The organism is Aeribacillus sp. FSL k6-2211 (assembly GCF_037966125.1).
In the GTDB taxonomy this organism is placed as follows: Bacteria; Bacillota; Bacilli; order Bacillales; family Aeribacillaceae; genus Aeribacillus; species Aeribacillus composti.
In genome coordinates this window covers 143,029-165,209 of record NZ_CP150190.1, presented here as the reverse complement: position 1 = coordinate 165,209, position 22,181 = coordinate 143,029, and the positions used below count along the sequence as shown (strand labels likewise).

The window sequence follows — 22,181 nt, the reverse complement described above, 5'->3', positions numbered from 1 at the left end:
CACTTTTCCCTCCTTTGTCGATTAAAATTCAAGGCCAACTTCGCGAGCTGCATCAGCTAAAGCCTTCACACGTCCATGATATAAATATCCACCACGGTCAAACACAACAGATTTAATACCTTTTTCAAGCGCACGTTTTGCAACAAGTTCGCCGACCTTTTGAGCAGCTTCTACATTCCCAGTTGATTCCAAGTTAAGCTCTTTATCCAAAGTAGAAGCACTCACAAGCGTTTGGTGATTTGTATCATCAATCACTTGAGCATAAATGTGCTTGTTGGAGCGGTATACATTTAAACGCGGGCGAGCGGCTGTACCGGAAACCTTTGAACGCACGCGTGCATGTCTAGTTTTGCGAACCGCATTTTTACTAGGTTTTGTAATCATCTACGTCACTCCTTTCTTTCTTTATGCGGCATTACTTAGCAGTCTTACCTTCTTTGCGGCGCACATATTCTCCTTCATAGCGGATGCCTTTTCCTTTATATGGTTCAGGCGGACGAACCGCACGAATATTTGCAGCGACTGCGCCAACACGCTCTTTATCTGTACCTTTAACGACGATTTTTGTTTGAGAAGGAACGTCGATTTCAATGCCTTGTTCAGGTTCATATTCGACTGGATGAGAGTATCCGACATTCAATACTAGTTTCTTTCCTGATTTTGATGCACGGTATCCGACCCCGATCAGTTCTAAACTTTTTTCAAAGCCTTTGGAAACACCTTCAACCATATTGGCAAGAAGGCTGCGAGTCGTCCCGTGAAGAGCACGGTGCTCTTTATTGTCAGATGGACGAGTAACAGTTAATACTTGATCTTCAACTTTTATATCCATATCTGGATGAAATGTACGGGTTAATTCTCCTTTTGGTCCTTTTACTGTTACTGTATTTCCATTAATCGTAACAGTGACACCTGAAGGAATTTCAAGCGGTTTTTTCCCTACACGTGACATGAATGACACCTCCATTTCGTGTTAAAAAATTACCAAACGTATGCGAGCACTTCTCCGCCTGTTTGCTTCGCGCGCGCTTCTTTATCAGTTAAAACGCCTTGAGAAGTCGAAACGATTGCTATTCCTAATCCATTCAACACACGTGGCACTTCATTAGCTTTTGCATAAACGCGCAAGCCTGGTTTGCTGATTCGTTTAAGGCCAGTTATAACACGTTCGTTGTTAGGCCCGTACTTTAAGAAAATGCGCAAAATACCTTGTTTATTATCTTCAATATATTCATAATCGCGAATAAACCCTTCACGCTTTAAAATTTCAGCAATTTCCCGTTTAATTTTGGAAGCAGGAACTTCCAGTTTTTCATGACGAACCATGTTCGCATTGCGAATGCGAGTAAGCATATCTGCAATAGGATCTGTCATCACCATTATAAATAACCTCCTTCCCATTTATCGATACTACCAACTAGCTTTTTTCACGCCAGGGATCTGACCTTTGTAAGCAAGTTCACGGAAACAAATACGGCAAAGCTTAAATTTGCGGATGACTGCATGCGGACGGCCGCAGCGTTCACAGCGTGTGTATTCACGCACTTTAAATTTTTGCTTGCGTTTTTGTTTCGCAATCATTGACTTTTTAGCCACATTTTCGCCTCCAATCTAAATTAGCGATTATTTTGGAACGGCATGCCGAACAGAGTTAATAGCTCGCGAGCCTCTTCATCGGTTTTTGCTGTTGTAACGATTACGATATCCATACCTCTTACTTTATTTACTTTATCGTAATCAATTTCTGGGAAAATAAGTTGTTCTCTAATACCAAGCGTATAATTGCCGCGGCCATCAAATGATTTTTTAGATACACCACGGAAGTCGCGCACACGTGGTAAAGAAACGGAAATCAATTTGTCAAAGAAATCGTACATACGCTCTCCACGAAGCGTAACTTTGCAGCCGATCGGCATTCCTTCACGAAGCCGGAAGCCGGCAATGGATTTTTTCGCACGAGTCACTACAGGTTTTTGACCAGAAATGAGAGTTAATTCTTCAACAGCACTGTCCAGCGCTTTCGCATTTTGGACTGCATCACCGACGCCCATATTGATGACAATTTTTTCGATTTTAGGAACTTGCATAACAGATTTATAGTTAAACTTGTTCATTAGTGCAGGTATGATTTCTTTTACGTATTTTTCTTTAAGGCGGTTCATAAATAGACCTCCCTTCCAAATTATTTATCTAAAATTTCACCTGATTTTTTTGCTACACGCACCTTTTTGCCGTCCACAATTTTATAACCGACACGAGTCGGTTCACCTGTTTTTGGATCTAATGGCATTACATTTGATACATGAATAGGCGCTTCTTTACTGATAATTCCGCCTTGTGTATTATCTTGAGAAGGCTTCGCATGTTTTTTCACGATGTTCACGCCTTCCACAAGCACGCGGTTCTTTTTCGGATATGCTGCAAGGATCACGCCTTGTTTTCCTTTATCTTTTCCGGCGATCACCATTACTTTGTCACCCTTCTTAACATGCATCGATTACACACCTCCTTGGTAAGCCAAACTCATAATTAAAGTACTTCTGGAGCAAGAGAAACGATTTTCATAAAGTTTTTATCGCGAAGTTCACGCGCAACCGGTCCAAAAATACGAGTACCTCTCGGGCTTTTGTCTTCGCGGATGATGACGCATGCGTTTTCGTCAAAACGAATGTACGAACCGTCAGGACGGCGCACACCACGTTTTGTACGCACAACAACAGCTTTTACTACATCACCTTTTTTAACAACGCCTCCTGGTGTTGCTTGTTTAACCGTACCGACAATAATATCACCGATATTTGCTGTTTTACGACCAGATCCGCCAAGAACTTTAATTGTTAACAATTCACGTGCACCAGAGTTATCAGCAACTTTTAAACGAGATTCTTGTTGAATCATGTTCGTGACCTCCCTTCGGAATTTTTTTCATCCGAACCAAATTAAATAATAACTGCTTCTTCTACAATTTCAACTAAACGGAAACGTTTTGTTGCAGATAGCGGGCGAGTTTCCATAATGCGAACGATATCGCCGACTTTCGCTTTGTTTTGCTCATCATGAGCTTTGAACTTTTTAGAATATTTCACGCGTTTTCCGTAAAGCGGGTGTTTTTTATAAGTTTCAACAAGAACAGTGATGGTCTTATCCATTTTATCCGACACGACGCGTCCAGTATAAACTTTGCGCTTGTTGCGTTCACTCATTTGGCAAACCTCCTCTCACGATTATTTGTTTGCAGCAATTTCTCTTTCGCGAATAATAGTTTTCATTCTAGCAATCGTTTTGCGTACTTCACGGATGCGGGCAGTATTTTCAAGCTGACCAGTCGCAAGCTGGAAGCGCAAGTTAAACAATTCTTCTTTTAAAGATTTCACTTTTTGTTCAATTTCGGCAGTGGTTAGATCACGAATTTCTTTAGCTTTCATTTGATTCACCACCAATTTCTTCACGTTTTACAAATTTTGTTTTGATCGGTAATTTATGAGATGCAAGACGCAGTGCTTCACGTGCAACTTCTTCAGAAACACCCGCAACCTCGAACAATACTTTACCCGGCTTCACTACGGCAACCCAGCCTTCAGGTGCCCCTTTACCGGAACCCATCCGTACTTCTAAAGGTTTAGCCGTGTATGGTTTAGACGGGAAAATTTTAATCCAAACTTTTCCGCCACGTCTCATATAACGCGTCATCGCGATACGTGCTGCTTCAATTTGTCTGTTGGTGATCCAAGCAGGCTCAAGAGCTTGAATGCCATATTCACCGAAATGAACTTCAGTGCCGCCTTTTGCACGTCCGCGCATTTTCCCGCGATGTTCTCTACGATATTTTACGCGTTTAGGCATTAACATAATTATTTGCCTCCTTCCTCATTGTTCTTTTTTGCTGGAAGAACTTCTCCACGATAAATCCAAACTTTTACGCCCAATTTTCCGTACGTTGTATCCGCTTCTGCAGTTCCGTAATCGATGTCTGCACGAAGAGTATGAAGCGGTACCGTTCCTTCACTGTAATGTTCAGAACGTGCGATATCTGCACCACCAAGACGGCCGGATACCATTGTTTTAATACCTAATGCACCTGCGCGCATTGCACGTTGGATCGCTTGTTTTTGAACACGACGGAACGAAGCGCGGTTTTCTAGCTGACGTGCAATATTTTCCGCAACAAGTTTTGCATCTAAATCAGCTTTTTTAATTTCTAAAATATTAATGTGCACACGTTTGCCAGTTAGTTGGTTCAAAGCCTTTCTTAAAGCTTCGACCTCTGTACCACCTTTACCGATAACCATTCCTGGCTTAGCTGTGTGGATAGTGATATTTAAACGGTTTGCCGCACGTTCAATTTCAATGCGGGAAACGGATGCATCGCTTAAACGTTTATTAATGTATTCACGAATTTTGAGGTCTTCATGTAACAGGTCTGCATAATCTTTTTCTGCATACCATTTCGATTCCCAATCACGAATGATGCCAATTCGAAGACCGACTGGATTTACCTTTTGACCCACTAATTATCCCTCCTTTTTTTCCGAAACAATGATCGTAATATGGCTTGTGCGTTTGTTGATTTGGCTCGCTCTACCTTGTGCACGTGGTCTAAAGCGTTTCAAAGTTGGTCCTTCATCAACATAAGCCTTTTCAATATATAAATTGTTTCCGTCCATGTCATAGTTATGCTCTGCATTTGCAACAGCCGATTTTAACACTTTTTCAATAATTGGTGAAGCAGCTTTAGGTGTATGGCGAAGAATGGCAATTGCCTCACCAACTTGCTTTCCTCGGATCAAGTCAATAACTAAACGAGCTTTACGAGGAGCAATTCGTACTGTTCTCGCAACAGCTTTAGCCTGCATCCTAAAATCCTCCTCTCATATTAGCGTTTTGTCTTCTTGTCATCGCCGGCATGGCCTCTGTAAGTACGAGTTGGAGCAAACTCTCCAAGCTTATGTCCTACCATGTCTTCAGTAATGTATACCGGAACATGTTTTCTTCCATCATAGACCGCAATGGTATGACCGATGAAAGATGGGAAAATAGTTGAACGGCGAGACCAAGTTTTGATGACTTGTTTGCTTCCAGTTTCATTTAATTTTTCGATTTTTTTCATTAAATGATCATCGCAGAATGGTCCTTTTTTTAAGCTACGACCCATAATGTTACCTCCCTTCGTGATTGCGCTACGGTTCTGATGAACCGTAGAACAACCCCGTTATTTTTTACGACGGCGAACGATAAATTTATCGGATTTGTTTTTCTTTTTGCGAGTTTTAAACCCAAGAGTCGGTTTACCCCAAGGCGTCATAGGAGATTTACGACCAATAGGTGCTTTTCCTTCTCCCCCACCGTGCGGGTGATCGCTAGGGTTCATAACAGATCCGCGAACTGTTGGACGTTTGCCTAACCAGCGGGAACGTCCTGCTTTACCAATATTAATTAATTCATGCTGCTCATTCCCTACTTGGCCGACAGTGGCACGGCAAGTTGCCAAAATCATGCGGACCTCACCAGAAGCTAAACGAACTAATACATATTTTCCTTCTTTACCAAGCACTTGAGCTGAAGTACCTGCAGAACGAACCAATTGTCCGCCTTTTCCTGGTTTTAATTCGATGTTATGAATGACAGTACCTACTGGGATATTTTGAAGAGGAAGTGCGTTTCCAACTTTAATATCAGCTGTAGGTCCTGACATTACTTCCATTCCTACTTTTAAGTTTTTAGGAGCCAGAATATAGCGTTTTTCTCCGTCAACATAGTTAATTAATGCAATGTTTGCGGAGCGGTTTGGATCGTACTCAATAGTAGCAACGCGTCCTGGTATTCCATCTTTATCGCGCTTAAAATCAATAATACGATATTGACGTTTATGGCCTCCGCCTTGATGACGAACAGTTAGCTTACCTTGGTTGTTGCGTCCTGCTTTTTTATGAAGCGGAGCAAGCAACGACTTTTCCGGCTTGTCAGTAGTGATTTCAGCAAAATCAGATACTGTCATGCCGCGGCGACCGTTAGAGGTTGGTTTATATTTTTTAATCGCCATCTCAGTTTCCCTCCTTCACTTTCAAAATTATGCTTCGAACAATTCGATTTCTTTGCTGTCTGCCGTTAATTTCACGATTGCTTTTTTACGGCGATTTGTCAAACCGCTGAACCGGCCAACACGTTTAAGTTTTCCTTTGTAATTCATAATGTTGACTTTTTCAACTTTGACATCGAAAATTTTTTCAATAGCGTCCTTCACTTCTGTTTTGTTTGCTTTCACATCTACTTCAAATGTATATTTTTTGTCAGCTACTAGATCCATTGAACGTTCAGTGATGATGGGGCGCTTAATAATATCTCGAGGATCCTTCATTATCCAAGCACCTCCTCTACTTTTTCCACCGCTGCTTTTGTAATAACAAGTTTATCATGGTTCAACACATCCAACACGTTGATTCCATTAGCCGTAACAACTGTTACACCTGGAATATTGCGTGCAGACAGGATTACATTTTCGTTTTCGTCTCCTGTTACAATCAGCGCTTTTCTGTCAACGGAAAGCCCTTTGAGAATTCCAGCCATTTCTTTCGTTTTTGGAGCTTCCAACACTAAATCTTCTAATACAACAATATTGTTCTCTTGAACTTTAGAAGATAAAGCTGATTTGATTGCTAAGCGGCGGACTTTTTTCGGTAATTTGTATGCATATGTGCGAGGTGTTGGTCCAAATACTGTCCCACCTCCGCGCCATTGAGGTGAACGGATGGATCCCTGACGTGCGCGTCCTGTACCTTTTTGACGCCATGGCTTACGGCCACCGCCACTAACTTCAGAACGGTTTTTTACTTTATGAGTGCCTTGTCTTTGAGAAGCTCTTTGCATAATGACAGCTTCAAATAATACGTGTTTATTCGGCTCAATACCAAAAACAGAATCATTTAATTCGATTTCGCCAACTGCTGATCCGTTTTGGTTATATAACGTAACTTTCGGCATTTTTCCGTTTCCTCCTTTCCTGTTGAAATTACTTCGCTTTTACTGCAGATTTAATAATAACTAATGATTTTTTCGGTCCCGGAACATTCCCTTTGATTAAAAGAAGATTGCGTTCAGCATCTACTTTTACAACTTCAAGATTTTGAACGGTTACGCGTTCACCGCCCATTCTTCCAGGAAGTTCTTTTGATTTAAAAACACGGTTTGGTGCAATGGCTCCCATTGAACCAGGACGACGGTGGTACCGTGAACCGTGAGACATTGGGCCACGTGATTGTCCGTGACGTTTAATCGCACCTTGAAATCCTTTCCCTTTAGAAATACCTGTCACATCAACAAGTTCCCCAGCAGAAAAAATGTCTACTTTAACCTCTTGACCAATTTCATACTCGTCTACATTAGCACCTCTAACTTCACGAATGAAGCGCTTAGGAGCAGTATTTGCTTTTGCAGCGTGACCTTTTTCCGGCTTGTTTGCAAGCTTTTCACGCTTGTCTTCAAAACCTAGTTGAATCGCATCGTAGCCGTCTGTTTCAACAGTCTTCTTTTGAAGAACGACGTTTGGGGATGCTTCAACTACAGTAACAGGAATTAATTCACCGTTTTCTGCAAATACTTGCGTCATTCCAATTTTTCTTCCTAAGATTCCTTTGGTCATGAGTCACACCTCCTAAATTTCAAATGTTTTAATCTATCGTTACAGTTTAATTTCAATGTCTACACCAGAAGGCAAATCTAAACGCATTAACGCATCAACCGTTTGCGGTGTAGGGTTGACAATATCGATTAAACGTTTATGTGTACGCATTTCAAATTGTTCACGAGAATCTTTATATTTGTGCACTGCTCGAAGAATTGTATAAACTGTTTTTTCAGTCGGTAGCGGAATTGGACCAGAAACATTTGCTCCCGAACGTTTTGCAGTTTCCACAATTTTTTCGGCAGATTGATCAAGGATTCTGTGATCATACGCTTTTAATCGAATTCGAATTTTTTGTTTTGCCATTATTTTCCCTCCTTTTCGCCTACTTTCCATAGACAATTCTCCACGAGAATTTCCTGTACGCCCGCCATGGCAAAGCGGCCGGGTGTATCAGCAACCTCCCGCTTCATCGCAGTCAAAGACCAACGTTATACATTATATAAAAAACAGGTGTCTAATGCAAGAAAAAATCAGGATTTCCTATAAAATTTAGTGTTGTTTCTTTAAAAGTTAAAGCGTTGCAGACTTCATATTTATAATGAGCATTTTGCATATTTTTTGACCCAAGAGCCATAAGGATTTCAAAGACATAAAAAAGGACTTCACCCCTAAAATGTAGAATTTTTGAAGTGACGAAACCACAAAAATTCAAAAGGAGGAAGTCACTTTGTATATTCTACAAGAAAGCCTATTTTCCTTTGAAGAACTGCAAAAATTAGAGTCAAAAGAGAAATTACCTATCTTTTTTAGCTCGCTTGATTTACGCCCTTATGCTAAACAGTTGAGAAGTTCTTCACCCCGAGGGGCTGACGGTCATTCCAGAGAAGGGATTCTAAGGGCTCTCATCGCTGCCCCACTCGAAGGCATCGACACCTTTACCGCCCTTCATCATCGATTGGATAAAGACCTTCGTTTCCGTTATCAATGCGGTTTATCGATTGATCGCCCCGCACCGTCTATCTCCACTCTCAGCCGGGTTTTTGCGGCACTTACCAAAAAAAAGCTGGCTGAAAAGATCTTCCTTGACTTGGTACAGTTAGCTCAGGAGGAAGGAATAATTGACGGCAGCCACCAGGCCATCGACAGTGCCGCCATTGATGCCTATGAAAAGAAACAGCCCAAAAAGCGTAGTGAACAAACGGGTAATGCCAATTGGGGCGCAAAATATGATTCCTTCGGCAATAAAATTACCTGGTTTGGCTATAAGATGCATCTTTCAGTCGATACCGCAAGCGAACTGCCAATAGCCATAAAAGTAACCCCTGCCCATGTGAACGATGGAGAAGTCGCACCAGAATTAATAGAGCAAGTGGCAGAGCGTACCAAATCCAAAATTGAATTTCTGATCATGGATGGCGGATATGACCAACTAAAAAACTATGAATCAGCCAAAAACATTGGAGCGCAAGCCATTATCCCGCTCAATTTGCGCAACGAAAAAGAGCCTCCTGAAGGGATTTCTTCCAATGGAACTCCGCGTTGTTCCATGGGTTATGAAATGACTTATTGGGGAGCTGATAAGGACCAGCTCAAGTTCAGATGTCCTCACGCAACCGGCAAAGTGGATTGCCCATTAGGAATGGCAGCCTGTTCATCTTCCAACTATGGAATGGTGGTAAAAGTCGACATCAAAAAGGATGTGCGCCGATATTCCAATCCGCACCGTGATACAAAACGTTGGAAAGAGCTTTACAACGAGAGGACAAGTGTAGAACGCTGTAATTCAAGAATGAAAAGCTACCTTACGGCGAACTCCCTACATGTATGGGGAATTGAAAAAGTAAAGACCCATATTTACCTGAACGCTATTGTATTACTTGTTTCAGCGCTAGCGATGGCAAAGGAAAATAAAGGGAAGAAAGCCGCTTAAAAAAATTCAATGTGAAAAATTCTGTAGGTATGCCCGAAAACAAGATTATTGTAATATTTTGTAAAATAACATGCTGGTAGCTATTTGTCGAGTGCTTTATTTTTTATACTTTTATCCAAAAAATCTAATTTTGCAAAATGCTCATAATAAAAAAAGCGAGCCTATTCGACTCGCTTTTTTCAATTAGTCAAGGATAGCTGAAACAGATCCTGCACCTACAGTACGACCGCCTTCGCGGATAGAGAATTTCGTACCGTCTTCAATCGCAACTGGAGAAATGAGTTCAACAGTCATTTCAACGTTATCTCCAGGCATTACCATTTCTACGCCTTCTGGAAGAGTGATAATTCCAGTTACGTCTGTAGTACGGAAATAGAATTGTGGACGGTAGTTAGAGAAGAATGGAGTATGACGTCCACCTTCTTCTTTAGAAAGAACGTAAACTTGTGCTTTGAATTTTTTGTGCGGTGTGATAGAACCAGGTTTTGCTAAAACTTGACCGCGTTCTACTTCGTCACGTGCGATACCGCGAAGTAAAGCACCGATGTTGTCTCCAGCTTCAGCTTGATCAAGAAGCTTACGGAACATTTCAACACCAGTAACAGTTGTTTTCTTAGATTCTTCAGCTAAACCAACGATTTCTACTTCGTCACCAACTTTTACAACGCCGCGTTCTACACGACCAGTTGCAACTGTACCGCGACCAGTGATAGAGAATACGTCTTCAACAGGCATCATGAAAGGTTTTTCTGTATCGCGTTCTGGAGTTGGGATGTATTCGTCAACTGCGTTCATTAATTCAATGATTTTTTCTTCCCATTCAGCATCTCCTTCAAGTGCTTTAAGCGCAGAACCTTTGATAACAGGTACATCGTCGCCAGGGAAGTCATATTCAGAAAGAAGGTCACGAACTTCCATTTCAACTAGTTCTAATAATTCTTCGTCGTCTACCATGTCGCATTTGTTTAAGAATACAACGATGTAAGGCACACCTACTTGGCGAGATAAAAGAATGTGCTCACGAGTTTGCGGCATAGGACCGTCAGCAGCAGAAACAACTAGGATAGCGCCGTCCATTTGAGCAGCACCAGTGATCATGTTTTTAACATAGTCTGCGTGTCCAGGGCAGTCAACGTGTGCATAGTGGCGGTTGTCAGTTTCGTATTCTACGTGTGCAGTTGAAATCGTGATTCCGCGTTCACGCTCTTCTGGAGCACCGTCAATTTGATCATATGCACGAGCTTCAGCTTTACCTTGTTTTGCAAGAACAGTAGTAATAGCTGCAGTCAAAGTAGTTTTACCATGGTCAACGTGGCCGATTGTACCAATGTTAACATGTGGTTTAGAGCGTTCATATTTCGCTTTAGCCATAAGTAATTTTTCCTCCTTAAAAAAATATGTTTCATTTTAAATAAATATATAGAATACTTGGAGGCGGCGCAAGTGCATCCGCATCCAAGGGCTACATAAGTATTTATACTTGAACAATGGTTGAAAATCAATTATTCGCCTTTATTTTTTTTGATAATTTCTTCTGCAATGTTTTTAGGCACCTCTTCGTAATGATCGAAGTGCATCGTAAATGTACCGCGTCCTTGTGTATTGGAACGAAGTGCGGTTGCATAACCAAACATTTCAGCGAGTGGAACCATTGCTTTTACAACTTGTGCATTTCCACGTGCTTCCATTCCTTCCACACGTCCACGGCGTGAAGTGATATCACCCATGATGTCTCCCATGTACTCTTCAGGTACAATTACTTCAACTTTCATAATTGGCTCAAGGAGTACCGGGTTACATTTTTGAGCAGCATTTTTAAGGGCAAGTGAAGCGGCAATTTTAAACGCCATCTCACTTGAGTCAACATCGTGGTAAGACCCATCAAAAAGTTTAGCTTTAATGTCAATTAACGGATAGCCTGCAAGCACACCGTTTTGCATAGCATCTTCCAAACCAGCCTGAACCGCTGGGATGTACTCGCGTGGAACGACACCACCGACAATTGCGTTTTCGAATTCAAATCCTTTTCCTTCTTCATTTGGACTGAATTCGATCCAAACGTGACCGTATTGTCCGCGTCCGCCTGATTGACGTACGAATTTACCTTCAACTTGTGCGGATGAGCGGAATGTTTCGCGATACGCAACTTGTGGCGCACCTACATTACATTCAACTTTAAATTCACGTTTCATACGGTCAACGATAATGTCAAGGTGAAGTTCGCCCATACCGGCAATAATTGTTTGGCCAGTTTCCGGATCCGTATGCGATTTGAATGTTGGGTCTTCTTCAGATAGTTTTTGCAATGCTGTTGACATTTTGTCTTGGTCTGCTTTTGATTTAGGTTCAATCGCAACTCTGATAACAGGCTCTGGAAACTCCATCGATTCTAAAATAACCGGATGATTTTCATCACATAGAGTATCTCCAGTTGTTGTATCTTTTAAACCAACTGCAGCAGCAATATCACCTGCATATACCATTGGAATTTCTTCGCGGTGATTCGCGTGCATTTGTAGAATACGTCCAATCCGTTCACGTTTACCTTTTGTGGAATTGGATACGTATGAACCGGAACTTAATGTTCCTGAATATACGCGGAAGAAAGTTAATTTTCCTACATATGGGTCTGTCATTACTTTAAACGCCAATGCAGCAAATGGTTCATCGTCGCTTGATTTGCGAACTGTTTCTTCCTCTGTATCAGGGATGACGCCTTTTATCGGTGGCACATCAATTGGCGATGGCAAGTAATCAATTACCGCATCCAGCATTAGCTGCACGCCTTTGTTTTTAAAAGCTGAGCCGCATAAAACAGGATAAAACTCAACGTTACAAGTACCTTTACGGATAGCTGCTTTAAGCTCGTCAACGGAAATTTCCTCTCCTTCAAGGTACTTCATCATCAATTCTTCATCAAGCTCTGCAACTGCTTCAATCAATCGAGTGTGCAGCTCTTCTGCTTGTTCTTTATACTCGTCTGGAATTTCACGAGCTTCCGAACGCGTACCTAGATCATCCAGATAGTAATATGCTTTCATTTCCACAAGGTCAATGATACCTTCAAATTGATCTTCTGCTCCAATCGGGAGCTGAATAGGGTGTGCGTTAGCCTCTAAGCGATCGTGAAGTGTTTTGACAGAGTATAAAAAGTCTGCGCCGATTTTATCCATTTTGTTAACAAATACAATGCGCGGCACTCCGTATGTTGTTGCTTGGCGCCAAACTGTTTCCGTTTGCGGCTCAACACCAGACTGAGCATCAAGAACTGCAACTGCTCCGTCTAGGACTCTCAAAGAACGTTCAACTTCAACCGTGAAGTCTACGTGCCCTGGCGTATCAATAATATTGATCCGATGTCCCTTCCATTGAGCTGTTGTAGCGGCAGATGTAATGGTAATACCGCGTTCTTGTTCTTGCTCCATCCAGTCCATTTGGGAAGCTCCTTCGTGAGTCTCCCCGATTTTGTGAATGCGGCCTGTATAGAACAAAATTCTCTCAGTTGTTGTCGTCTTACCAGCATCAATGTGCGCCATAATACCGATATTGCGAGTTTTTTCTAAGGAGAACTCTCTTGGCATCGGGTAATTTCTCCTTCCTTCATGGGTATTGATAAATATTATGTTTATTACCAGCGATAATGTGCAAATGCTCTATTCGCTTCAGCCATTTTATGTGTATCTTCACGCTTTTTCACTGCCGCACCTGTGTTGTTTGCTGCGTCAATGATTTCAGCCGCAAGACGTTCTTCCATCGTTCTTTCACCACGAAGGCGGGCATAGTTTACTAACCAGCGAAGACCCAAAGTTGTGCGGCGTTCAGGACGAACCTCTACAGGTACTTGGTAGTTTGCGCCCCCTACACGGCGTGCACGAACTTCTAATACTGGCATAATATTTTTCAATGCTTGTTCAAACACTTCCATTGGATCTTTGCCAGTTCGTTCTCTCACGATATCAAATGCATTGTAAAGAATTTTTTGCGCTTTGCTTTTTTTACCGTCAATCATGATTTTATTAATCAGACGAGTTACTAATTTTGAATTGTAAATTGGATCTGGTAGTACGTCACGTTTTGGTACAGGTCCTTTACGTGGCATCACTAAATTCCTCCCTTCATTCTGTATTTATTATATTATCTTTTAGTTTTTAGGACGTTTCGTTCCATATTTGGAACGGCCTTGCTTACGGTTTTCAACTCCAGCTGTGTCAAGAGCTCCGCGTACGATATGATAGCGGACACCAGGCAAGTCTTTTACACGTCCGCCGCGGATTAGCACAACGCTGTGCTCTTGCAGGTTATGTCCGATCCCCGGAATATAAGCTGTTACTTCAATTCCGTTTGACAAGCGGACACGTGCATATTTACGAAGAGCTGAGTTTGGTTTTTTAGGTGTCATTGTTCCAACACGTGTACATACTCCTCGTTTTTGCGGCGAAGATAAATTTGTTTGTTCTTTTTTGAAGCTGTTGTATCCTTTGTTTAACGCAGGAGATTTTGATTTTACTACTTTGCGCGTGCGGCCTTTTCGCACTAATTGGTTAATTGTAGGCATATACATTTCCTCCCTTCAAACGTTTTTTCAAACCCACACATCCAGGCGGTTCATAATTTGGTAAAAACAATTGTTTTTGCAGAAATCTACAAAAACAATGTTTATTTTATAATTGCAACAGCTGCCGCTCCAACTTCTATTCCGCAAGCTTTTCCGAGCTTCTTCATAGAATCGACCTTAATTAAAGGAACTTCTTTCTCTTCAGCCAGCTGAACCACTTTGTTTGTCACTTTCGGGTCAGCATCCACTGCAATGATAACTTCCTTTACAGTGTCATTTTTCAGAGCTTTCACTGTTTGCTTTGTACCAATAATAATCTTTTCAGCCTGTGCTACTTTTTCATAAGACATATTTCATATCCTCCAAAGTGACAGGTGATATTTACACACCTTGATAATATTAACATTGGAAAAGATGGATGTCAACTGTGCATTTTACGGCATCCATCTTTTCCCCGACAATTATTCAACCGAAATCGTTTCGTCAACGGATTTTTTATTCATGACCGGTTTTATTTTTCTATAGAGCTGCATTCCTGTTCCAGCCGGAACAAGCTTACCGATAATAACATTTTCCTTCAAGCCTAACAGTTCATCCCGTTTTCCTTTAATGGCCGCATCCGTTAATACGCGTGTTGTCTCTTGGAATGATGCGGCAGACAAGAAGGACTCCGTTTCAAGCGATGCCTTTGTAATACCGAGCAATACCGGCCGTCCTGTTGCAGGGCGTTTTCCTTCCAAAAGCACCTTTTTATTCGCTTCTGTAAATTGATGAACGTCAAGGAGTGTTCCCGGCAGAACATCCGTATCGCCGGAATCGATGACACGGACTTTCCGCAGCATTTGCCGCACCATTACTTCAATATGCTTATCGCCGATTTCCACACCTTGCATTCTGTACACTTTTTGCACTTCACGAAGCAAATATTCTTGAACGGCTAAAATGTCTTTTACTTTCAACAATTCTTTTGGATCTATTGAACCTTCCGTAATTTCTTGGCCGCGCTCTACACGGTCCCCCACAGCTACTTTTAAGCGGGCGTTAAATGGCGCCATGTATGTGCGTGTTTCCACTTCACCGCGGACGACAATTTCTTGCTGCTTATCTCTCACTTCATTAATTTCAGCAACTACCCCGTCAATTTCTGAAATAACCGCTTGCCCTTTTGGATTACGGGCTTCAAACAATTCTTGAACACGCGGCAAACCTTGGGTAATGTCGTCGCCGGCAACCCCACCGGTGTGGAAAGTACGCATCGTCAGCTGTGTACCCGGCTCTCCGATCGATTGAGCAGCGATAATTCCTACCGCTTCGCCTACTTCGACATCAGTGCCGGTAGCCAAGTTCCGTCCATAACATTTTTTACATACACCATGTCTTGTATTACATGTGAATGCAGAGCGAATCCAAACTTCTTCTATCCCTGCATTGACAATTTGAGCTGCTATGTCTTCGGTAATCATTTCATTTTCCCTGACAAGCACTTCGCCCGTTTCAGGATGAATAACCGATCTTCTTGCATATCGTCCGATAATCCGTTCCTCGAGTTTTTCGATAACTTCTGAACCGTCTTTCAGCGCTCTCGCTAAAATTCCTCTGTCTGTTCCGCAGTCTTCCTCACGAATAATCACATCTTGCGCAACATCTACAAGGCGGCGTGTTAAATAACCGGAGTCAGCAGTTTTTAATGCTGTATCTGCCAGACCTTTTCTGGCACCATGGGTCGAGATGAAGTATTCTAACACTGTCAAACCTTCTCTAAAACTCGATTTAATTGGAAGCTCAATAATTCGTCCAGCAGGGTTAGCCATCAGTCCGCGCATTCCCGCAAGCTGCGTGAAGTTAGATGCATTTCCGCGAGCTCCTGAATCGCTCATCATGAAAATCGGATTCCGCTTATCTAATGAATTCATCAGCTTGCTTTGAATGGTGTCTTTAGCAGCACTCCAAATAGAGATAACACGATCGTACCGCTCATCTTCAGTGATTAATCCGCGTCTGAATTGCTTCAAGACATTGTCAACTTTAGCTTGCGCCTCTTTTAAAATTGCTTCTTTTTCCGCCAACACAACAATATCAGAAACACCGATTGTAATTCCGGCTTTAGTCGAATATTTAAAGCCTAAATCTTTTAAGCGGTCAAGCATTTTCGATGTTTCAGTAATATGGAATCTCTTAAAGACTTCGGCAATAATTTTTCCTAAAATTCCTTTTTTAAATGGCGGAATGATTTCTTGGTTTTTAATGTGCTCCCGCACATCTACCTGTGCCGGATCAACAAAATATTTATCAGGCGTGCATTCTTGAATGTTCTTAGTTGACGGCTCATTAATATACGGGAACGAATTCGGCAGTATTTCGTTGAATATTAATTTTCCTACCGTTGTGATCAGAAGCTTTTTATTTTGTTCTTCTGTAAATGTTTCGTTCTTTAAGGAACCGGCATGTACTGCAATTCGTGTATGCAAATGTACATGGCCGTTTTGATAGGCAATGAGCGCCTCATCAGGATCTCTGAAAATTTTCCCTTCTCCGATCGCTCCTTCACGTTCCATTGTTAAGTAATAGTTCCCCAACACCATATCTTGTGAAGGCGTAACAACCGGTTTTCCGTCTTTCGGATTTAAAATGTTTTGAGCCGCAAGCATTAACAGCCTTGCTTCTGCTTGTGCTTCTGCCGATAACGGAACGTGAACAGCCATTTGGTCACCGTCGAAGTCAGCATTATAGGCTGTACATACCAACGGATGTAGACGAATGGCGCGCCCTTCGACTAACGTTGGTTCGAACGCTTGGATTCCTAATCTGTGCAAAGTCGGTGCCCGGTTAAGCAGAACCGGATGTTCTTTAATGACTTCCTCCAACACATCCCAAACTTCAGGATGGACGCGTTCAATTTTCCGTTTGGCGCTTTTAATGTTATGTGCCAGCCCTTTTTCAACAAGCTCCTTCATGACAAAAGGCTTAAAGAGCTCAAGCGCCATTTCCTTTGGCAAACCGCATTGATACATTTTCAGATTTGGGCCGACAACGATAACGGAACGTCCAGAGTAGTCAACCCGTTTTCCTAACAGGTTTTGACGGAAGCGTCCTTGCTTTCCTTTCAGCATATGAGAGAGTGACTTCAGTGGACGATTTCCCGGTCCAGTAACTGGACGACCACGGCGTCCATTGTCAATAAGTGCGTCAACAGCCTCTTGAAGCATCCGTTTCTCATTTTGCACGATGATACTTGGCGCTCCAAGATCCAACAGTCTTTTTAAACGATTGTTTCGGTTAATAACACGGCGATACAAATCGTTCAAATCGGAAGTTGCAAAGCGTCCGCCATCCAATTGAACCATCGGCCGCAATTCAGGCGGAATGACAGGAAGTACATCCAACACCATCCATGAAGGGTCATTTCCGGAATTTCTGAATGCTTCCATCACTTCAAGGCGTTTAATCGCTCTTGTGCGCCGCTGGCCTTGAGAAGATTTAAGCTCTTCTTTTAACGCTTCTACTTCTTTATCAAGATTGATATCTTGCAATAATTTTTTAATTGCTTCCGCACCCATTGATGCTTGGAAGGCATTTCCGTATTTCTCGCGGTATGTGCGATACTCTTTTTCAGATAAAAGCTGTTTCTTTTCAAGTGGTGTGTCCCCAGGATCTGTCACGACGTAAGAGGCAAAATAAATAACTTCTTCCAATGCTCGAGGTGACATGTCAAGAACTAGTCCCATACGGCTTGGAATCCCTTTGAAATACCAAATATGAGAGACAGGGGCAGCAAGTTCGATGTGCCCCATTCTCTCCCGACGCACTTTTGCTCGCGTAACCTCAACACCGCATCGATCGCATACTACGCCTTTATAGCGAACCCGTTTATATTTTCCGCAGTGGCATTCCCAATCTTTTGTCGGACCGAATATACGTTCACAAAACAAACCGTCTTTTTCAGGCTTTAAAGTACGATAGTTGATCGTTTCTGGTTTTTTCACTTCACCATATGACCATGAACGAATTTTATCAGGTGAAGCAAGACCGATGTGCATATACTCAAAATTATTTACATCCAGCAAGGGGCCTACCTCCCTTTTTATCTTCCGTAGCAAAAAATTCCTTTACTCTTTGGCAACTGCATCTTTTTCTTCTTTATCAACAACTTCCTCTTCGATTGTATCAGTCGTTAAAGAGAGGCCATCTGACTGGGTGGAATTTACCTCATCTTCCAATTCTCTCATTTCGATTTCTTGTTCATCGCTTGAGAGAATTTTAACATCCAGTCCTAAGCTTTGAAGCTCCTTAATTAATACTTTGAAAGATTCAGGAACTCCAGGTTCAGGCACATTTTCGCCTTTTACGATTGCCTCGTATGTTTTTACACGACCGACAACATCGTCTGATTTTACAGTAAGGATTTCTTGCAATGTATATGCTGCTCCATAGGCTTCTAAAGCCCAAACCTCCATTTCTCCGAACCGCTGTCCACCGAACTGTGCTTTACCGCCGAGCGGTTGCTGTGTAACAAGCGAGTATGGACCTGTGGAACGAGCATGCAGTTTATCGTCAACCATGTGCGCCAGTTTGATCATATACATGATTCCGACAGACACGCGATTATCGAAAGGTTCCCCAGTGCGGCCGTCGTAAAGGACCGTTTTCGCATCACGGGCCATCCCAGCTTCTTCAATTGTTGACCATACATCTTCTTCTGTCGCACCATCGAATACCGGAGTTGCAACATGAATGCCCAGCTTCTTAGCCGCCATTCCTAGGTGCAATTCCAATACTTGCCCGATGTTCATCCGGGAAGGTACTCCTAATGGATTTAACATGATGTCAACTGGTGTTCCATCCGGCAAAAACGGCATGTCCTCCTCAGGGAGAATTCGGGAAATAACCCCTTTGTTTCCATGGCGGCCTGCCATTTTATCCCCTTCAGAGATTTTACGCTTCTGTACAATGTATACACGCACCAGCTGGTTGACACCTGGAGGCAGTTCATCTCCGTCTTCACGGTTAAACACTTTTACATCAAGAACAATACCTCCGCCCCCATGCGGAACACGAAGTGATGTATCACGAACCTCACGTGCTTTTTCTCCAAAAATAGCGTGCAATAATCGTTCTTCAGCAGTCAGTTCTGTAACTCCTTTTGGCGTTACTTTCCCAACAAGCAAGTCGCCGTCTTTAACTTCTGCTCCAATGCGGACAATGCCTCGTTCATCCAAGTTGCGAAGAGCGTCTTCTCCGACATTTGGAATATCACGAGTGATTTCTTCCGGACCCAATTTTGTATCACGGGATTCAGACTCATATTCTTCAATATGGATGGAAGTATAGACGTCTTCTTTTACAAGACGCTCGCTCATGATGATGGCATCTTCATAGTTATATCCATCCCATGTCATAAAGGCGACAAGTACATTTCGGCCTAAAGCAAGCTCTCCCTTTTCCATGGAAGGACCGTCAGCTAAAATTTCGCCTTTCTCGACTTCGTCTCCAACAGATACAATTGGGCGCTGATTGTAGCACATTCCTTGGTTGGAACGGACGAATTTCAACAATTTGTACTCGTCGAGATCACCTTTAACCTTTTGGCCGTCCACTTCTTCATAACGGCGAACTAAAATTCTGTTGGCTTCAACTCGTTCGACAACGCCTGCGTGCTTGCAGATGACAGCTGCTCCAGAGTCTCTAGCCGATACATACTCCATTCCGGTACCAACAATAGGCGCTTCTGGTTGAAGCAAAGGAACAGCTTGGCGCTGCATGTTCGCACCCATTAATGCACGGTTGGAGTCATCGTTTTCCAAGAACGGGATACAAGCTGTTGCTGCTGATACAACTTGCTTAGGCGAAACGTCCATGTAGTCGACACGGTCTTTTTTCACCACTATGTTTTCCCCGCGGAAACGGGCAACAATATTATCTTCTAAAAACGTTCCATCCTCTGCTACTGGCACGTTAGCCTGAGCAACAACATAGTTATCTTCTTCGTCAGCTGTCAAATAGTCAATTCGGTCTGTTACCTTCCCTGTTTCAGGGTCAACTCTTCTATACGGCGTTTCAATAAAACCGAAACGGTTTACTTTTGCATATGTTGATAATGAGTTAATCAATCCGATATTTGGACCTTCAGGCGTTTCAATTGGACACATGCGTCCATAATGGGAATAATGGACGTCGCGAACTTCAAAGCCTGCTCGTTCACGTGTGAGTCCGCCAGGTCCCAATGCAGATAAACGGCGCTTATGCGTCAGTTCTGCAAGAGGATTTGTTTGATCCATGAATTGGGACAATTGGGAGCTGCCAAAAAATTCTTTAATGGCCGCAATTACTGGACGGATGTTGATTAATTGCTGCGGAGTAATCGTATTGGCATCCTGAATGGACATTCTTTCCCTCACAACACGCTCCATCCGTGAAAGTCCGATTCGGAACTGGTTTTGCAAAAGCTCCCCTACCGAACGAAGACGGCGGTTTCCTAGATGGTCAATATCATCTGTATTTCCTACTCCATATAGCAAATTAAAGAAGTAGCTGATGGACGCAATAATGTCTGCTGGCGTAATGTTTTTTACACTTTCATCAATGTTTGCGTTGCCAACAACGTTGAGAATTTTTTCTCCATCCGGATCGTTTGGAGCATAAATTTTAATAGATTGGTACGTGATGTCTTCATCAACTACTCCACCATCAGGAGTGAATTTTTTAAACCCTATTCCTTTTTCAAGGTAAGGCAAAATTTTATCCAGTGTTCTTCTATCAATAATAGTTCCTTTTTCAGCAATGATTTCTCCAGTTTCAGGGTCGACTAGAGTTTCTGCTAATCGTTGATTAAAGAGTCGGTTTTTGATATGAAGTTTCTTGTTAATTTTATATCTGCCGACACTTGCTAAATCATATCTTTTTGGATCAAAGAAACGGGAGATCAATAAGCTTTTTGCATTTTCAACTGTTGGCGGTTCACCAGGACGCAGGCGTTCGTAAATTTCAAGAAGCGCCTTTTCTGGGCTTTCGGTATTGTCTTTATCCAACGTATTTCTTAAATATTCATTTTCTCCGAACACATCGATGATTTCTTGATCAGAGCCAAACCCAAGGGCACGTAAAAGAACCGTAACTGGTAATTTGCGAGTGCGATCAATGCGGACATATATAACATCTTTTGCATCTGTTTCGTACTCTAACCAAGCGCCACGGTTTGGAATGACGGTAGCTGTAAAGCCCTTCTTACCGTTTTTATCAATTTTGTCGCTGTAGTAAACACTAGGTGAACGGACTAATTGGGAAACAATAACTCGTTCTGCACCATTGATCACAAATGTGCCGGTTTCCGTCATAAGCGGAAAATCGCCCATAAATACATCTTGATCTTTCACTTCGCCTGTTTCTTTATTAATTAGGCGCACTTTTACCCGCAGCGGAGCAGAATAAGTAACATCGCGTTCTTTTGCTTCCTCAACGGAGTATTTCGGTTCACCTAAGCTGTAGTCAATAAACTCAAGCGAGAGGTTACCAGTGAAATCTTCGATAGGAGATATGTCTTGAAACATTTCACGAAGACCCTCATCAAGAAACCACTGATACGAAGAGGTTTGGATTTCAATAAGATTAGGTAATTCCAACACTTCTTTAATACGCGCATAACTTCTGCGTTGGCGGTGTCGTCCGTACTGAACTAGTTGACTTGTCAACTGAGTCACCCCTCAAATCAGCATAATAATATCTTGTAAATAGCATTCCATGTTTTATATAATAAAATAAATACTATTACAAGTAAAAAGAAAAAGGATTTTCTTTATGAAAAAAGAAAACCACTGCGCAGAAATAGTTGATTTTATTATTTTTTCCTTAATGGATTGGTTCTATACATCCAAGAAAAAATTTAGCTACAAATGGAAATTAATATATTGGCATTTTATAATGTTAACATATCCTGGATTGCAGGTCAATCTTTTTTTGCTTTAAACAGCTATGAGGAGTAAATTTATCAATTTTCGGTAGTATTATGCAATTACGACTTATCCACAGTTGGTAAAATTTTCCAGTTAAATTTATTTACAAAAAGGGTCAAAAAGAACCAA

At 42.1% G+C, this 22,181-nt stretch carries 26 protein-coding genes; 1 reads left to right on the top strand and 25 read right to left on the bottom strand.

Translation table 11 applies throughout. The features are described from left to right. Positions 1-21: 21 nt before the first annotated feature. Genes rplR through rpsJ form a run of 18 tightly spaced genes read right to left on the bottom strand, consistent with a single transcriptional unit; the run spans position 22 to position 7,984 of the window. Positions 22-384 carry a 50S ribosomal protein L18 gene (gene rplR / locus NSU19_RS00885; protein WP_063387174.1) on the bottom strand — a complete coding sequence of 121 codons (363 nt, stop codon included), beginning with the start codon at positions 382-384 and terminating at the stop codon, positions 22-24. A gap of 31 nt (positions 385-415) precedes the next feature. Continuing rightward, positions 416-952 carry a 50S ribosomal protein L6 gene (rplF, locus tag NSU19_RS00880; RefSeq protein WP_063387173.1) on the bottom strand — a complete coding sequence of 179 codons (537 nt, stop codon included), beginning with the start codon at positions 950-952 and terminating at the stop codon, positions 416-418. Between the two features lie 29 nt (positions 953-981). Then, positions 982-1,380: a 30S ribosomal protein S8 gene (gene rpsH, locus NSU19_RS00875; protein WP_063387172.1), complete on the bottom strand. Its 399-nt coding sequence runs from the start codon at positions 1,378-1,380 to the stop codon at positions 982-984. Positions 1,381-1,410: 30 nt separating this feature from the next. After that, positions 1,411-1,596: a type Z 30S ribosomal protein S14 gene (locus NSU19_RS00870; protein ID WP_063387171.1), complete on the bottom strand. Its 186-nt coding sequence runs from the start codon at positions 1,594-1,596 to the stop codon at positions 1,411-1,413. Positions 1,597-1,616: 20 nt separating this feature from the next. Beyond that, on the bottom strand, positions 1,617-2,162 hold the full coding sequence (rplE, locus tag NSU19_RS00865) for a 50S ribosomal protein L5 (RefSeq protein ID WP_063387170.1): 546 nt from the start codon (positions 2,160-2,162) through the stop codon (positions 1,617-1,619). A gap of 20 nt (positions 2,163-2,182) precedes the next feature. Beyond that, a complete protein-coding gene (gene rplX, locus NSU19_RS00860) occupies positions 2,183-2,494 on the bottom strand; it encodes a 50S ribosomal protein L24 (protein WP_339193834.1) in 312 nt (103 codons plus the stop codon). 35 nt (positions 2,495-2,529) lie between these two features. Beyond that, positions 2,530-2,898: a 50S ribosomal protein L14 gene (rplN, locus tag NSU19_RS00855; RefSeq protein ID WP_063387168.1), complete on the bottom strand. Its 369-nt coding sequence runs from the start codon at positions 2,896-2,898 to the stop codon at positions 2,530-2,532. Positions 2,899-2,939: 41 nt separating this feature from the next. After that, the gene (rpsQ, locus tag NSU19_RS00850; protein ID WP_063387167.1) at positions 2,940-3,203 is read right to left on the bottom strand and encodes a 30S ribosomal protein S17; all 264 of its coding nucleotides are present in this window, start codon (positions 3,201-3,203) and stop codon (positions 2,940-2,942) included. Positions 3,204-3,224: 21 nt separating this feature from the next. After that, on the bottom strand, positions 3,225-3,425 hold the full coding sequence (gene rpmC, locus NSU19_RS00845) for a 50S ribosomal protein L29 (RefSeq protein WP_063387166.1): 201 nt from the start codon (positions 3,423-3,425) through the stop codon (positions 3,225-3,227). Continuing rightward, on the bottom strand, positions 3,415-3,849 hold the full coding sequence (gene rplP / locus NSU19_RS00840; RefSeq protein WP_063387165.1) for a 50S ribosomal protein L16: 435 nt from the start codon (positions 3,847-3,849) through the stop codon (positions 3,415-3,417). Before rplP ends, rpmC begins: the two co-directional genes overlap by 11 nt. A 2-nt stretch (positions 3,850-3,851) precedes the next feature. Continuing rightward, positions 3,852-4,508, bottom strand: coding sequence for a 30S ribosomal protein S3 (gene rpsC, locus NSU19_RS00835; protein WP_063387164.1), 657 nt, complete (start codon positions 4,506-4,508; stop codon positions 3,852-3,854). 3 nt (positions 4,509-4,511) lie between these two features. Next, entirely contained in the window at positions 4,512-4,853 is a 342-nt protein-coding gene (gene rplV, locus NSU19_RS00830) for a 50S ribosomal protein L22 (protein WP_063387163.1), read from the bottom strand. 20 nt (positions 4,854-4,873) lie between these two features. Beyond that, positions 4,874-5,152, bottom strand: a complete 279-nt coding sequence (rpsS, locus tag NSU19_RS00825; RefSeq protein ID WP_063387162.1) for a 30S ribosomal protein S19 — start codon at positions 5,150-5,152, stop codon at positions 4,874-4,876. Positions 5,153-5,209: 57 nt separating this feature from the next. Continuing rightward, a complete protein-coding gene (gene rplB / locus NSU19_RS00820; RefSeq protein ID WP_063387161.1) occupies positions 5,210-6,040 on the bottom strand; it encodes a 50S ribosomal protein L2 in 831 nt (276 codons plus the stop codon). A 27-nt stretch (positions 6,041-6,067) separates the two neighbouring features. After that, positions 6,068-6,355 carry a 50S ribosomal protein L23 gene (gene rplW / locus NSU19_RS00815; RefSeq protein WP_063387160.1) on the bottom strand — a complete coding sequence of 96 codons (288 nt, stop codon included), beginning with the start codon at positions 6,353-6,355 and terminating at the stop codon, positions 6,068-6,070. Continuing rightward, positions 6,355-6,978, bottom strand: a complete 624-nt coding sequence (gene rplD / locus NSU19_RS00810) for a 50S ribosomal protein L4 (protein ID WP_144597965.1) — start codon at positions 6,976-6,978, stop codon at positions 6,355-6,357. Before rplD ends, rplW begins: the two co-directional genes overlap by 1 nt. Before the next feature lie 28 nt (positions 6,979-7,006). Continuing rightward, the gene (gene rplC, locus NSU19_RS00805) at positions 7,007-7,636 is read right to left on the bottom strand and encodes a 50S ribosomal protein L3 (RefSeq protein WP_063387158.1); all 630 of its coding nucleotides are present in this window, start codon (positions 7,634-7,636) and stop codon (positions 7,007-7,009) included. 39 nt (positions 7,637-7,675) lie between these two features. Beyond that, positions 7,676-7,984, bottom strand: coding sequence for a 30S ribosomal protein S10 (gene rpsJ, locus NSU19_RS00800; protein WP_063387157.1), 309 nt, complete (start codon positions 7,982-7,984; stop codon positions 7,676-7,678). 364 nt (positions 7,985-8,348) lie between these two features. Between rpsJ and NSU19_RS00795 the strand changes: the two genes are divergently transcribed. Then, positions 8,349-9,551: a transposase gene (locus NSU19_RS00795; RefSeq protein WP_339192838.1), complete on the top strand. Its 1,203-nt coding sequence runs from the start codon at positions 8,349-8,351 to the stop codon at positions 9,549-9,551. Positions 9,552-9,734: 183 nt separating this feature from the next. Here NSU19_RS00795 and tuf read toward each other — a convergent pair whose 3' ends face one another. The 7 genes from tuf to rpoB form a co-directional block, all read right to left on the bottom strand. After that, positions 9,735-10,922, bottom strand: a complete 1,188-nt coding sequence (gene tuf / locus NSU19_RS00790; protein WP_063387156.1) for an elongation factor Tu — start codon at positions 10,920-10,922, stop codon at positions 9,735-9,737. Between the two features lie 131 nt (positions 10,923-11,053). Further along, positions 11,054-13,132, bottom strand: a complete 2,079-nt coding sequence (gene fusA / locus NSU19_RS00785; RefSeq protein ID WP_063387155.1) for an elongation factor G — start codon at positions 13,130-13,132, stop codon at positions 11,054-11,056. A 47-nt stretch (positions 13,133-13,179) separates the two neighbouring features. Continuing rightward, the gene (rpsG, locus tag NSU19_RS00780; protein WP_063387154.1) at positions 13,180-13,650 is read right to left on the bottom strand and encodes a 30S ribosomal protein S7; all 471 of its coding nucleotides are present in this window, start codon (positions 13,648-13,650) and stop codon (positions 13,180-13,182) included. A gap of 42 nt (positions 13,651-13,692) precedes the next feature. Next, a complete protein-coding gene (rpsL, locus tag NSU19_RS00775; RefSeq protein WP_063387153.1) occupies positions 13,693-14,106 on the bottom strand; it encodes a 30S ribosomal protein S12 in 414 nt (137 codons plus the stop codon). 101 nt (positions 14,107-14,207) lie between these two features. After that, positions 14,208-14,456 (bottom strand): 50S ribosomal protein L7ae-like protein, encoded by a 249-nt coding sequence (locus NSU19_RS00770; RefSeq protein WP_063387152.1) that lies wholly within the window; start codon positions 14,454-14,456, stop codon positions 14,208-14,210. A 111-nt stretch (positions 14,457-14,567) separates the two neighbouring features. Next, the gene (rpoC, locus tag NSU19_RS00765; RefSeq protein WP_339198305.1) at positions 14,568-18,170 is read right to left on the bottom strand and encodes a DNA-directed RNA polymerase subunit beta'; all 3,603 of its coding nucleotides are present in this window, start codon (positions 18,168-18,170) and stop codon (positions 14,568-14,570) included. Between the two features lie 42 nt (positions 18,171-18,212). Beyond that, positions 18,213-21,791: a DNA-directed RNA polymerase subunit beta gene (gene rpoB / locus NSU19_RS00760; protein ID WP_339193827.1), complete on the bottom strand. Its 3,579-nt coding sequence runs from the start codon at positions 21,789-21,791 to the stop codon at positions 18,213-18,215. Between the last annotated feature and the right edge of the window lie 390 nt (positions 21,792-22,181).